Here is a 13,375-nt window from a genome sequence, read left to right as displayed (position 1 = left end):
ATTTTAAATAAAAACGGGTAAAATAAAAGAAGAATGGTTGCGTGCGGAAAATATATTGAATCTGCCCGATCATCGGCTCCGGCCTTTGGCAAAGGCAGAGATCAGGCAATAATGATATGATGCAGCAGATGAAGGAGGTCATGCTTTGGACATATTTTTAGTCGTACTCGTACTTTTAACCATCATCGCGATCTCAAATATCGTAAATCGGTTTGTCCCCTTTATCCCGGTGCCTTTGATTCAGGTGGCGCTCGGTATCATTGCGGCGTCATTTCCGCAGGGGCTTCACTTTGAACTGAATACCGAATTGTTTTTTGTTTTGTTTATCGCTCCGCTGCTTTTTAACGATGGAAAACGGACGCCGCGTGCGGAACTTTGGAATTTAAGAGCGCCGATTCTGCTGCTTGCGCTCGGGCTCGTGTTTGCCACGGTGATTGTCGGCGGTTACACGATTCATTGGATGATTCCGAGCATTCCGCTGGCTGCCGCGTTCGGGCTGGCGGCGATACTGTCACCGACTGACGTTGTCGCGGTCAGCGCGCTGTCAGGGCGAGTGAAGATGCCAAAAGGCATTCTGCGTCTCCTTGAAGGAGAAGGACTGATGAATGACGCATCCGGCCTGGTCGCTTTTAAATTTGCGATTGCGGCTGCCGTGACGGGCGCATTTTCGCTGGCGCAGGCCGCCTTCAGTTTCGTACTGATTTCAGCCGGCGGTTTACTCAGCGGTGTCGTCATTTCTTTTTTGATTATCCGTTTCCGGCTGTTTTTGCGCCGCCTCGGCATGCAGGATGTCACGATGCATATGCTGATTCAAATTCTGACGCCGTTCGTCATCTATCTCGCGGCTGAAGAAATCGGCGTTTCCGGCATTTTAGCTGTTGTGGCCGGCGGCATCACGCATGCGGTGGAGCAGGACCGTCTTGAATCAACGATGGTCAAACTGCAAATCGTCTCTTCAAGTACGTGGAATATTATTTTGTTCATTCTGAACGGTCTTGTTTTCGTTATTTTAGGGGCGCAAATACCGGATGTGGTTTCCGTCATCTTTAATGATACCGCGTTTAACAATATGATGGTCATCGGGTACATTATCGTCATTACGCTGACGTTAATGATTCTCAGGTTTTTGTGGGTGCTGTTTTTTTGGAACGGCAAGTGGTTTTTTAACAAGGATCAGAGCATTTATAAACCCGGCCTGCGCTCGACCCTGCTGATTTCGGTTTCAGGCGTCAGGGGAGCGGTCACGCTTGCGGGTTCCTTTTCCATTCCTTACGTGCTTTCTGACGGCTCACCGTTTCCTGAACGGAATTTGATTCTCTTTTTAGCCGCGGGTGTTATTATGTGCACATTGGTGCTGGCGACAATTGTACTGCCGATTTTGACAGATAAGCCGGAAGACAATGTGAAAGAGAAGAAAGTCAAATTGCTGACAGCGAGACGGAAGCTGATAAAAGCTGCCTTAACCGCCATTAAAGAAAATATGAATGAGACAAACAAAACGGCTTCTTTTGCGGTCATTGCCGAATACAATGAGAAAATGAAAAATCTCAGATTTCAGCAGTTCACCGTCAAAAACCGTACGAAAAAAGATGAGCGGAAAGTCCGCGCCCAAGGGATACAGGCTGAACAGGAAGAATTGCTGCGGCTGATTGAGCGGGGCGACATACCGGAAGAAACGGCTGACAGCCTTCAGGAACGGTTTGATGAACTGGAAGTGCTGTATACGAATCCGTTTAAAGTCGGCTTATCTAAGAAAAAGCTGAAACGCCTGATGTACTGGATCTTTTTCGGTGAACAAAAAAAGCCGGAAATGACGATTTTAAATGAAGAAGGCCTCATCCGCGCCACAAGGGTTAAAACGGCAAAAGCGGCCATTGAAAGCCTGAAAAAACACATGACCGAAGAAAATAAAGATGTGACGCTTGCCGTCATTTCCTTTTACAATCACTTGATTTTCAGGCTGGGGCACTCGTATCACGAACAGAGTCCGAGCCGCCGTTTTGAAAATCAAAAACTCGAAATCAAACTGCGGGCCGTGCAGGCCATCCGCAACGAAATCCAAACATTGTTCGAAGAGCGGGAAATTTCCCGCGATATGTCACATGAGCTTCGCCAATACATCAATGATGTGGAAGCGGCCATGCTTGACGGAGATGAATAAATCAAAAAAGTCCGGCATCTGTCGCCGGACTTTTTTTGATTACGGACGATGGAATTCGACGTGATCGCCGTCGCGGTCAAACCAGCCTCTGAAGGCCCAGTTGATCCAGCCGCCATCACCTTTATTGGTGAAGCTTCCGTCTTCAAACACCCAAATGCCGTACGTGATGCCGTCATAAACGGCGGAACCGTAAAACTGAACGCCGTTAAAATGATCTTCATATTCCTGGCTTAAATTAAACACCATGACGTTATATTTTTGTCCGGAAGCGTAGAATGAAGATTCCATTAAGTTTTTGACGAAGCCGTCACGGTTTTGCGCCGACTTAATCGCGTCAGCAATCGAATTGCCGATGCCGAGCAGGTCAACGTCAATGTTTAATCCGACATCTTTTGCTGAGACATCTGATGATTGCTGTGCCATGTTTTGAGGGACCGGGGTTTCTTTTGCGGATACAAAGGACAGAGGAGTCAGAGACAAAGCGGCGCCAAGGGCAACGGACATCGGGATACGCATACGTTTCATATGATTTCCTCCTTCAAGTGTGTGGTGGCTACAGTAGCGATTTACCCGGACAGTTACCCGGTTAACCGGAATTTTTGAAAAATAGGAAAATAATAACGGAAGTGGTGCTTGGGCACTAAAGATGGTTTTTGTGATGACGATGAGCGTATAATTGGTTTCTTACGGCGGAAATGTGAGATAATAATAACCGTTTACATAATGACTAGAAAGGATGGTTCAACGTGGCAAAAAGCTTAAAAGATACTGTAAAGCTTCATAATGGCGTTGAAATGCCGTGGTTCGGCCTTGGCGTCTTCAAGGTGGAAAACGGAAGCGTAGCGGCGGACTCCGTCGAAGCGGCAATCAGAAACGGCTACCGCAGCATTGATACGGCGGCTATTTACAAAAATGAAGAGGGTGTCGGCGAAGGCATCAGAGCTGCGGGCGTTGCCAGAGAAGAGCTGTTCATCACGTCAAAAGTGTGGAATGAAGATCAAGGATACGAAACGACACTTGACGCGTTTGAGAAAAGCCTTGAGCGCCTCGGCCTCGATTACCTCGACCTTTACCTGATTCACTGGCCGGGCAAGGATAAATATAAAGACACATGGCGCGCTCTTGAAAAGCTGTACAAAGACGGCAAAATCCGCGCCATCGGCGTCAGCAACTTCCAAGTGCATCATTTAGAAGAACTGCTGAAAGATGCTGAAATCAAGCCGATGGTCAACCAGATTGAATTCCACCCGCGCCTGACTCAAAAAGAAGTAAGAGATTTCTGCAAAGCGCAGGGCATTCAAGTGGAAGCTTGGTCTCCATTGATGCAGGGACAGCTTCTCGATAACGAAGTGCTGTCACAAATTGCGGAAAAACATAACAAATCGGTTGCTCAAGTGATTTTGCGCTGGGATCTTCAGAACGAAGTCGTTACCATTCCGAAATCGATTAAAGAGCACCGCATCATAGAAAATGCCGATATTTTTGATTTCGAACTGTCACAGGAAGAAATGGAAAAGATCAGCGCATTGAACAAAGACGCGCGTGTCGGCCCGAATCCGGACGAGCTTCTGTTCTAAGAAAAAACAGCCCTTTACGGGGCTGTTTTTCTTTACATAAATGTCTGTGTCTGACGTTTTACGCTGAACCTGTATGCGGCTATTAATAACAGGGCGGCGGCGAAGGCTCCCAAAATGATGATGTTCAGCATCAGGCTTTGGAACGTGCGGCCTTGCTGCAATTGATCCACCGTATCGAGCACCCAGCGCTGAGGCAGAAATTCGGCGATTGTCTGCACCGTTTTCGGCATAATATTGCCCGGAAAGAAGCAGCCGGCCAGCAAGCATGTCGGCACGACGATCAAATTCAAAAGCGCCGATGCCGAAGCGCTGCTGTTGGAAAAACCGACGGCAATAAAGGCGACCCCGATCGCGCTTAATGCAAACAGCATCATCAGGACGAACAGCTGCCACAGCGGGAATGACGGATGAATATGAAAAGCGGCGCCCATAAAGAAAACGGCGAATAGAATTTGGACGGCCATGATAATGATATTCACCGCCGCGTTTGCCAGTACATACTGCTTTGATGTGATCGGCGTTGACAGAAGCCTGTAGTACGTCCTGTTTTCCCGCTCTTTAATCATCAGTTCCGTCAGGTTTCCGGCGGAATAGAGCATAATGATAATGAGATACCCGATGACTGAGTAAGTCATTTCTTTATGGTTCGATGTATCTTGTAAAACAGCGGATTCCGTTTGAATCGGAGAATGCTTGAAATCGGCGTACATCGCCTGAAAGGCCTTTGCGTCTCTGCCGGAAGATTTGCCGATTGAGGCGGCGCTGTTCATATAATTGTACAAATAAGAGCTGACATATCCGGTGACCTGGGCGCCTTTCAGCGAGGTCATGCCGATGTGAGACGGTTTCCCGTCTTTTACGCTTTGGGAGAAGCCTTTTTCAAACGTGATGAGCGCCTCCATTTTTCCTGAAGCGATCTTGGATGTGGCGGACGCAGCCGTTTCCTCTGAAATCCTCACATGATCCAGTCCTTTTAAAAACGCGGCCGTATCCTGCGCCACTTCTCCGCCGTCTTGATCGAGAATGCCGATATTGAGCGTTTCGGCTCCGCCGTTGGCATTGGTCATGAAGGAGAGGAAGACGCCGATCAGCGGAGCCCCGATATAAAGAATGAGCTGTTTTTTGCTTTTTGTAATCCCTTTGAGAGTGTGCGCAAACAGCCACCAGAAGTTTTTCATATTACAGTCCCTCCCGTCTTTGAAACGTAAATGCGGCGATCAGCAAAAAGAGTGCCGCCAATGCTGTATTTAAACCGAGTGCAGGCCATGCCGCTGATACATCATTTGCGTAAATGATGCTGTTAATCGCCTTATTGATCCAGGATAAGGGCGACAGGGCGGAAATTCCTCCGCCTTCATATTTGTAATAGGCGCCGCCGATAATGGACATCACCTGAACGATGATGACGGTGATTAATCTGGCGCTTTCGGGTTTTCTGGTCAAATAGCTCAGGCTGAGTCCGAAGCTGACGGCCAAAAGAATTTCAGAAACGAGAATCAAAAGCACAAGTCCCATGTGGCTGCCCCAATTCGCTTTTAAGATAAATTTGCTGAAGGCGACAACGGCAAGAATCGTCAGAACATTCACAGCCAAAATGCCGAGCATCTTTCCGAGAAAGATATCGCTTTTCCGGAGCGGGGCGGCGATCAGGCGATCTGCGGTGTGCCGTATTCTTTCCCCGCGGAATAAGCTGCTTGCAAAAATCGAGGCGTACAGCCCGATCATCGTCGTCATGGATATCGCGTAAAAATCTTTCGCTTTCGGTTCTTTCGCTTTGTGTAAAGACGTCTGCTTCATATAATCGCTTTTGATTTGTCCGGCGGAAGGCGCCTTATGCGCCTTGTAAGCGGCGGCGCCTGCTTTGTATTGATTGGTAAAAGCGGTCAGCATGCCTTGGACGATCGTGCCGTTTATGCCGCTCCGGTCATTTGTATAGACTTGAAAACCGGTGTTTTTTACAGTGACGAAAGCATCCGCCTGATTTTCTCGAACCTCGTTTTTGCCTTTTGCCTCCGTGTCCGCTTTTTGAAAATAGACATGCTCTTTTTTGGCGGCTTTCATAAACTCAGTGAAATCATGAGAAAGAGGGCCGTTTGACTGGTCCGTATATACGACCTTGATGTTCCCGACCGTCACCTCTGAATCAAAGGCGTTTGATAATGCCGCAGTGAAAATCAGCATGAAGACGATCGGAAAAGCAAGCATGAAAATAAAAGTCCGTCTGTCGCGGAAACTGATTTTGATTTCTTTCCCGGCGATGTGCAGAATATTCATTTGCAATCCTCCTTTCAGTGGGGTCAGTCGCGCAGGCTTCTGCCTGTCAGCGTGAGAAATACCGTTTCTAAGTCAGGGGCCTGTTCCTGCAAGGAGCGGATTTCAATTCCTTTGTCCATGAAGTACCGGATCAGGCGGTTTAAATTGTTGACCCCTGTGTCAGAGCTGATTTTCACGCTGTTTTCTTCCAGTGTGGCGGCTCTGACGCCGGGCAGCTCCTGAATATCGCCGAGGCTGATGCCGTTTCCGGATGACAGCTCAATCACGACGTCCTTCGTGTCGGTAATGATGGAGGTCAGCTGTTCTTTTGTGCCTTCTGCGATGACTTTTCCATGGTCGATAATGGCGATGCGCGTGCATATTTCTTCCACTTCCTCCATGTAGTGGCTCGTGTAGATGATCGTGCAGCCCATTTCATTCAGCTTTTTCACTGATTGCAGAATATAATTTCTTGATTGAGGGTCAATGCCGACTGTCGGTTCATCCATGATGATCAGTTTCGGCCGGTGGGCAAGAGCGCACGCAATATTGAGCCTGCGCTTCATTCCGCCGGAAAAATGCTTCGGCAAATATTTGTGTTTATCGCTCAAGCCGACGAATGTCAGGGCTTCCTCAACCCGTTCTTTCAGAGCCGCCCCTCTCAGGCCGTACAGCCCGGCGAAGAACTTCACATTTTCATAGGCGTTTAATTCTTCGTAAATCGCGAGGTCCTGAGGGACGATGCCGATATTCATTTTCGCTGCTTTGCTATATTTGAAAATATCTTTTCCGAGAAACAGAATGTCTCCGCCTGAAGGTTTTAAAAGGCCTGAGATCATATTGATCGTCGTGCTTTTTCCGGCTCCGTTTGCGCCGAGAAACCCGAAAATCTCACCTTCTTTTACGGCAAGCGACATCTGGTCAACGGCGGCATAATCACCGAATTTCTTACTCAGCTGTTTGAGCTCCAAAATGTTCATGTTTCCACCTCTATGTCTTATGATGCTCTTATTATAAAAAAAAGAATGAACGGCCGTTAGTGCAGCTGTTCATTCCTTTGACATGAGAATCTTCATATTTTTCACATGAAAACATTCACTTATTCAACCGGAAGCAATGTCGTGACGGAAAAACCGGCCGTGCCGTCAAAAATAACGGTTCCGTGCAAGACGGCCGCCCGTTCTTCCATACCGAGCATGCCGAGGCCTTTTTTAAAGCGGACGGCGCCGTTTCCGTTATCTTTCACTTCCGCTTTCACGGCTTTGTTCAGCACATGGATATCAATGAAGATCTGTGTGGCATCGGCGTATTTCATTGCATTGGTCAAGGCTTCGGTTACGTTTTCCTGAATGACTCTCCAATGCATTTGCGTCAGTCTGTCCAAATCGCCTTGATGCGTAAACGGAACCGGCATCCCGTTTTTGGCCGAAAATTCATCAATAAACGTTCTTAATCTGTGAATGCCCATTTGTTCAGCGGGCGGTTTCATATTTTTCAGCGTTATGCGGATATCCTCAATGCCCTCTTTGGAAATGGTAATGGCGTTTTGGAGCAGTTCAGCCGCTTTGTCCGGATGGGAGCCGAGCATCCGCTTCGCCGCTTCCATCTGAATGAGCGCGCCTGTCATGGAATGGCCGATTTTGTCATGGATGGCTTGGGACAATCTGTTTCTTTCTTCGAGTTTGCCGGTATACTCCGATTGTTTGATATATTCTGTGCTGCTGTGCAGCTGTTTCGTCAGTTTTTCAATGCTTGAGCGCATGCTGTCTGACTGCTCTTCATATTTTTTCAGCCGGTCGCTGGAACGGGCGGCCAAAACGAATATCGCCAAGCAGAACAAGGTCATGACGATATAAGTCGGAAGGTCGCCGTACGGGATAAATAAAAACGGCAAAAACACGAGCAGGCAGAACACATAGCGGTGAACCGGATATTCGGCAAGAACGGCAAAAATGGCGGGCGGCAAAAGAAACAGAAACGCCGGATGGCCTAAGGCGGAAAGCCAGGCGGTCAATGCCAGCGCCATGAGGGTGATCCCGCGCCTCCAAGCGGGCAGCCTGATCATGCAGACCGCAATGCCCAAAGATAGATAAAGCAGCAGAAACAAGACGGCGTACGGTGTGTAAAGGCGGTCTGCCGATACGAACAAAAAAGCCGTATAAAAAATGGCGATCAGTCTGCTCATCAGCATCCAAAAATCCATACCGTTCAACGCCCGTTATCCACCTTCCCGGTGATATAATAAATCGCGATCTGCGTTCTGTGCTCAAGCCCCGTTTTCCCTAAAATAGATGAAATATAATTGGCCGTCGTCCCTTCAGAAATGAAAAGCTGTTTTGAAATTTCCCTGTTCGAGAATCCTTTCGCAATAAGCGACATGATGCTGAGCTCTCTTTCAGTAAACTGGCTTTCATCAATCTGATGCGCGGCTTCAGCCGGCCGGGAAAGGCTGTCTTTTATTTTATCCAGCACGGTGTCCTGAAGAATGCTGTGCCCGTTGAAAACGCTTTTGATCGCATCGCGGATCCGTTCCGGTTCGGTATTTTTTAATAAATATCCTTTCGCGCCGTTTTTAATCGCTTCTAAAATATACTCATCGTCGTCAAATGTCGTCAGGATCATCGGCTTCGTATCCGTTTCCTCAGCGATCCGTTTTGCGGCTTCGACGCCGTTCATCACCGGCATGCGGACGTCCAGCAAGGCGATATCGACGGGATTGTGTTTACAATACTCTGCCGCCTCGAGGCCATTTTCCAACGTTGCCGATACAGTAAATTCCTCATATGTATGCAAAATGATTTTCATTCCTTCTCTGATGAAAGAATTATCATCCGCGATAATGACATTAATCTTCATGGCCGCACCCTTTGTGTGTTTTTTGTTTCATTATATACCATCCGATTTTAAATCAAAAAGCCTCCCGGCGAAAGGTGCGCGGAAGGCGGATCGGTCAAGCGGGTTTTTTCAATTGGATGAAAAACAGCATCAGGAAAGAAATGATCACAATACAGATCACCCACACCCAGGCGAGTGTTTCATTGCCGGAGTCCATCGCGACGTAAATCGCTGTCGGCAGCGTTTGGGTGACACCGGGAATATTTCCCGCAAACATTAAAGTCGCCCCGAATTCACCTAGCGCACGTGCAATACTGAGAATGCTTCCGGTCAAGAGGGAGGGAAAGGCAAGCGGGACGGAAATACGGGTGAACACCTGCCACCTGCCGGCTCCGTCTACTTTCGCCGCTCCCTCAATGTCGGCATCAACCGCGGCGAAGCCCGTTTTAGCGGACTGATACATAAGCGGGAAGGCGACAATGGCCGAAGCGATCACCGCGGCCGACCACGTGAAAATGACGGGCTGGTGAAAAATCCGCTCGATCGTCCGGCCGATAAAGCTGTGTTTCCCGAAAATAATAATGAGAATGAAGCCGACAACGGTAGGCGGAAGAACGAGCGGGAGCATAAACAGGGTCTCCACAGCCGTTTTTCCGGGAAATCGCGCTTTCGCCATCCAGGCGCCGGCAAGCGTCCCGAGAATGATGACGGCGATGCCCGATGCCAAAGCCACCTGAAACGACAGTACGACGGGAGTGAAAAACTCCGAAGCCGTAATGTTACTTGGCAGTAAATCCATATTTCTTAAACACTTTCATTGCTTCATCTGACTGCAGATACTGATAAAACGCTTCTGCTTCTTTACGGTGCTTTGTATCCTTGACGATGCCGACAGGATAAACGATCGGATCGTGCGTTTTCGCCGGCGCTTCATCGGTGATTTTCACCTTTTTCGAAATCAGCGCGTCTGTTTTATAGACAAGCCCGGCATCGACATTTCCGGTTTCAACATAAGAAAGCACCTGGCGAACGTCTTTTGCATAGACGACTTTATCTTTTACCTTGTCCCACAGGGATAATGCCGTCAATGACTGTTTGGCGTATTGTCCGGCCGGAACGGATTCAGGCGTGCCGAGCGCAATTTTTTCCGCGCTGTCTTTTTTCAGGTCATTCAGATGTGTCAGGTGTGCGCTGTTTTTCTCAGGTACGATCATGACGAGATCATTTTTCAAAAGATCCGTGCTGTCCTTTTTGTCGATATCTCCGTCATGAACGAGCTTTTCGAATTTATCTTCGGCTGCCGAGAAGAATAAATCAGCTCCCGCGCCTTGTGAAATTTGTTTTTGCAATGTGCCTGATGATCCGAAGTTGTCTTGAATGGTTACGTTTGAATGTGATTTTTCGTAGTTGGTCTGGATTTCTTCAAGTGCATCCTGAGCGCTGGCTGCCGCAGAAACGGTCAGCGTGACTTTTTCGTTTTGTCCGCCTTTGGACGATTGTCCGGATGAGCAGCCCGCAGTTGCCAGGAAAACGGCCATAGCCGCAGTTGTGAGTAGTGTCGCTTTCTTTTTCAACATTGTGCACCCCTTATAGCTAAATATCATTAGATCAAACTAATTATAACGCAATTGTACGTGATGGTGCGGTTTTTTTTCAATATCTGAACAGTTATAATAAAAACGGAGCGTGATAATATGACAGAAGCCACTTCCTATACAATAGAAGAAGTTGCGGGCCTTTTGAAGGTCTCCAAACTGACAGTATATGATTTGATAAAAAAAGGACTCATTCCGGCGTACAGGGTCGGAAGACAGATGAGGGTCGATGAAGAGGACTTAAAACAATATAAAGCAAACATGAGAATGTCAAAAAAGCCATCCGCAGCAGAAGCGCCTGACCCGTCCCGCGGGCGGGAGCCGGAAAAAAGGCAGTCCGTTATCATCAGCGGGCAGGATGTGTCGATGGACCTCCTCAGCAAACAGCTGGAACAAACAATACAGGCGGCTCCGCTCCGCAAGTACAGCGGCAGTTTGAACAGCCTGATCGAGATGTACCGCGGAGCTTGTGACATCGTCAGTCTGCATTTGTACGATGGGGAGACGGGGCAGTATAACATCCCGTATGTGAAGCGCATTCTTTCAGGGGAGCCGTTTGCGCTTTTTCATGTCGTGCTGCGGCAAGCCGGATTATATGTGAAAAAGGGCAATCCGCTGAACATTCAGGGCTTTCAGGATTTGAGCCGAAAGGATGTCCGCATCGTCAATCGCGAAAAAGGATCAGGCGCGAGGGTGCTGCTGGATGAACAGCTCAGATCTTTCGGCATTACGCCGTCTGATGTCGCCGGCTATCATGACATTGTCACGGATCATCTGTCAGCGGCTTCACAAGTATCAAGCGGAAAGGCGGATATCGGAGTCGGGTCGCAGCATGCGGCGCATATGGCGGGCACGGACTTTATCCCGGTGATCAGTGAGCAGTACGATGTGGTCGTCTTAAAACAAAACCGGGAGCTTGTTCAAAGCGTGCAGGACATTCTTAATTCTGAGGAATTCAAGTCCCAGCTTTCTCAATTATCCGGATATGATACGAAAATGACCGGACGGCTCATATATGAAACATGAAAAATCCCTCCATATAACGGAGGGATTTTTTTATTGCTTATAAAACCGCAGCAGGTCGCCGTTTAATATTTTATCGGAAAGCATCAGCTCTTGTTCCGCTTTTTCTTTCTCATCGCTGCACGCGCTCATGTCAGAAAGCGGTTCACCCGTTTTACGGCTGTAACACGTATTTTTCGTATAAATATGATCATCCGTGATAAAGCTGCCGTTTCTCAGCACCGCAAACGGGGTCCGCTCTCCGGAAAACAGATCATTGCCGAACTGAATGCTGCCTTTCGTTTCAATGCCGAGCAGGTGAAGCAGCGTCGGTCTTACATCAACCTGTCCCGCGGCCGAAGCAATCGTTTCCGGCGCACGGTCGGTCACCCCGGGAATATGAATGATAAACGGCACGCGCTGAAGCTGAACCGTATCAAACGGAGTGATTTCCTCTTTCCCTAAGAATTCGGCAAGTCCTTGATTATGGGCTTCGGATATACCGTAATGATCTCCCATCAGGACGATCATCGCGTTGTCATACAGTCCTTCTTTTTTCAGCTTCTTGAAAAAGTGTTTCAGGGCCTCATCTTCATAGCGGACCGTCGTCACATAGCGGTTTAATAACTCGCTGCTTGTGTCCGGTTCCTCAATGAGCTGATCCTGTTTATCAATTTCAAAAGGAAAATGGTTGGTCAAAGTCAGCAGGCTCGCGTAAAACGGCTGCGGAAGCTTCTTTAATTTTTCCGCTGACTGTTCTAGAAATTCCTTATCCTTCAGGCCCCAGCCTGTTGAATTTTCCTGTGTCACCTTAAATTCATCCGCGTCGAAAAAACGGTCGATACCGAATGCCCTGTACATCTCATCCCGGTTCCAAAAGGCCTTATGATTGGCATGCAGAACGGCTGAATAGTATTGACGGTCTTTTAACATATGGTACATCGTATTGAACCGGTGGCCGCTTTTTGTAAAAAAAACGGCGCCGCTTGAAGACGGATACAGCGAATTCGCAGTAATGAATTCTGAATCTGAGGTTTTTCCCTGTTCAGTCTGCTGATAAAAATGAGTGAAGTCATAACTTTTTTTCCGCAGTTTATTTAAAAACGGGGTAATCTCCCGTCCGTTGACCCGCTCATCCATTACAAAACGCTGTGTTGATTCGAGCGTAACAAAAATCACATTGCGCCCCTTCGCCAGCCCGAACTTTGATTCGGACGGCCTGCTGTAGTCGGCTTGAGTGTAATTCGCGACCGCCGCAAGGCTGCCTTCGTCGGCAAACGCTTTAGCCCCTGCATTCAGCGTCTGCGAAATGGTGTCATACAAATGAAAGTGGAACAGGCCGATTCCTTTTACGAGCGCTTCACGATCAAAAGGGTGCTTGAACAGCTTCGGCTGCTCGGCCTCAGACAGCGCAAGGTTGCACAGCATGAGGCCGGCTGATGCCCACGCATATGCTTTAACGGTACGGGTGCTGGCTTTTCCTTTACCAGCTTTATGCCTTTTACCAAGATAAAACAAAACCGCAATATCCAAAAATAAAGCGATATAAAGCGGGTGAAACAGCTCTTGGATGCTGCTTCCCATATCGCCCATATTGCTCGCCTGAAACAAAACCGGTATGGTGATAAAATCAATATAAAACCCGTAAAACACCGTATTCGCGATTAAAATCCCCGTCAGCATCACATTCGCCGAAAGCAGAAAGATCCGCTGTTTTTTTTCCGTCAGCAGCAGGGCGATGCCGAACAGCGGCACAATGAAGCTCAGCGGATTAATGAGAAGCAGACATTCCTCAAGAACCGAATTGTTCTGCAGATCAAAACCGAGCTTATAAACGGCATAGGTTTTCATCCACATGAACAGGATGGACAGGCATAAAAACCGATGATTGCTGAAAAAGGTTTTCTTCATATGTATGACTCCTCACCCTAAAAGCGAAAGATGCTTTTTGT

At 48.0% G+C, this 13,375-nt stretch carries 12 protein-coding genes; 3 read left to right on the top strand and 9 right to left on the bottom strand.

Going from position 1 to position 13,375, the window contains the following annotated elements; translation table 11 throughout:
- Positions 1 to 145 precede the first annotated feature (145 nt).
- The gene (locus JNUCC21_RS17535; RefSeq protein ID WP_039253862.1) at positions 146 to 2,161 is read left to right on the top strand and encodes a Na+/H+ antiporter; all 2,016 of its coding nucleotides are present in this window, start codon (positions 146 to 148) and stop codon (positions 2,159 to 2,161) included.
- A gap of 39 nt (positions 2,162 to 2,200) precedes the next feature.
- On the opposite strand, the gene JNUCC21_RS17530 is transcribed toward JNUCC21_RS17535, so the two are convergent.
- Positions 2,201 to 2,686, bottom strand: a complete 486-nt coding sequence (locus JNUCC21_RS17530) for a hypothetical protein (protein ID WP_007613741.1) — start codon at positions 2,684 to 2,686, stop codon at positions 2,201 to 2,203.
- A gap of 221 nt (positions 2,687 to 2,907) precedes the next feature.
- On the opposite strand from JNUCC21_RS17530, the gene JNUCC21_RS17525 reads away from it, so the two are divergent.
- The gene (locus JNUCC21_RS17525) at positions 2,908 to 3,738 is read left to right on the top strand and encodes an aldo/keto reductase (RefSeq protein WP_150941419.1); all 831 of its coding nucleotides are present in this window, start codon (positions 2,908 to 2,910) and stop codon (positions 3,736 to 3,738) included.
- A 32-nt stretch (positions 3,739 to 3,770) separates the two neighbouring features.
- Here JNUCC21_RS17525 and JNUCC21_RS17520 read toward each other — a convergent pair whose 3' ends face one another.
- From JNUCC21_RS17520 to modA, 7 genes are all read right to left on the bottom strand, one after another.
- On the bottom strand, positions 3,771 to 4,916 hold the full coding sequence (locus JNUCC21_RS17520) for an ABC transporter permease (protein ID WP_150941418.1): 1,146 nt from the start codon (positions 4,914 to 4,916) through the stop codon (positions 3,771 to 3,773).
- A gap of 1 nt (position 4,917) precedes the next feature.
- The gene (locus JNUCC21_RS17515) at positions 4,918 to 6,012 is read right to left on the bottom strand and encodes an ABC transporter permease (RefSeq protein WP_012118434.1); all 1,095 of its coding nucleotides are present in this window, start codon (positions 6,010 to 6,012) and stop codon (positions 4,918 to 4,920) included.
- 23 nt (positions 6,013 to 6,035) lie between these two features.
- Positions 6,036 to 6,971, bottom strand: a complete 936-nt coding sequence (locus JNUCC21_RS17510; RefSeq protein ID WP_012118433.1) for an ABC transporter ATP-binding protein — start codon at positions 6,969 to 6,971, stop codon at positions 6,036 to 6,038.
- A gap of 119 nt (positions 6,972 to 7,090) precedes the next feature.
- Positions 7,091 to 8,194, bottom strand: a complete 1,104-nt coding sequence (locus JNUCC21_RS17505; protein WP_369878836.1) for a sensor histidine kinase — start codon at positions 8,192 to 8,194, stop codon at positions 7,091 to 7,093.
- 5 nt (positions 8,195 to 8,199) lie between these two features.
- Complete coding sequence (locus JNUCC21_RS17500) at positions 8,200 to 8,847, bottom strand: response regulator transcription factor (protein WP_007613734.1); 648 nt, start codon at positions 8,845 to 8,847, stop codon at positions 8,200 to 8,202.
- A gap of 94 nt (positions 8,848 to 8,941) precedes the next feature.
- Positions 8,942 to 9,625: a molybdate ABC transporter permease subunit gene (gene modB / locus JNUCC21_RS17495; RefSeq protein WP_039063632.1), complete on the bottom strand. Its 684-nt coding sequence runs from the start codon at positions 9,623 to 9,625 to the stop codon at positions 8,942 to 8,944.
- Positions 9,606 to 10,403 carry a molybdate ABC transporter substrate-binding protein gene (gene modA / locus JNUCC21_RS17490; RefSeq protein WP_059367842.1) on the bottom strand — a complete coding sequence of 266 codons (798 nt, stop codon included), beginning with the start codon at positions 10,401 to 10,403 and terminating at the stop codon, positions 9,606 to 9,608. Before modA ends, modB begins: the two co-directional genes overlap by 20 nt.
- Before the next feature lie 117 nt (positions 10,404 to 10,520).
- Here modA and JNUCC21_RS17485 point away from each other — a divergent pair, with 117 nt between their 5' ends.
- On the top strand, positions 10,521 to 11,447 hold the full coding sequence (locus tag JNUCC21_RS17485) for a substrate-binding domain-containing protein (RefSeq protein ID WP_043020702.1): 927 nt from the start codon (positions 10,521 to 10,523) through the stop codon (positions 11,445 to 11,447).
- Positions 11,448 to 11,477: 30 nt separating this feature from the next.
- Here the strand turns inward: JNUCC21_RS17485 and JNUCC21_RS17480 are convergent, their stop codons facing one another.
- Positions 11,478 to 13,334: an LTA synthase family protein gene (locus JNUCC21_RS17480; protein WP_369878366.1), complete on the bottom strand. Its 1,857-nt coding sequence runs from the start codon at positions 13,332 to 13,334 to the stop codon at positions 11,478 to 11,480.
- Between the last annotated feature and the right edge of the window lie 41 nt (positions 13,335 to 13,375).

The sequence above is a fragment of the Bacillus sp. JNUCC-21 genome (genome assembly GCF_041222765.1).
GTDB lineage: Bacteria > Bacillota > Bacilli > Bacillales > Bacillaceae > Bacillus > Bacillus velezensis.
Note: the sequence above shows the minus strand (reverse complement) of the source record. Positions and strands in the feature narration are given on the sequence as shown.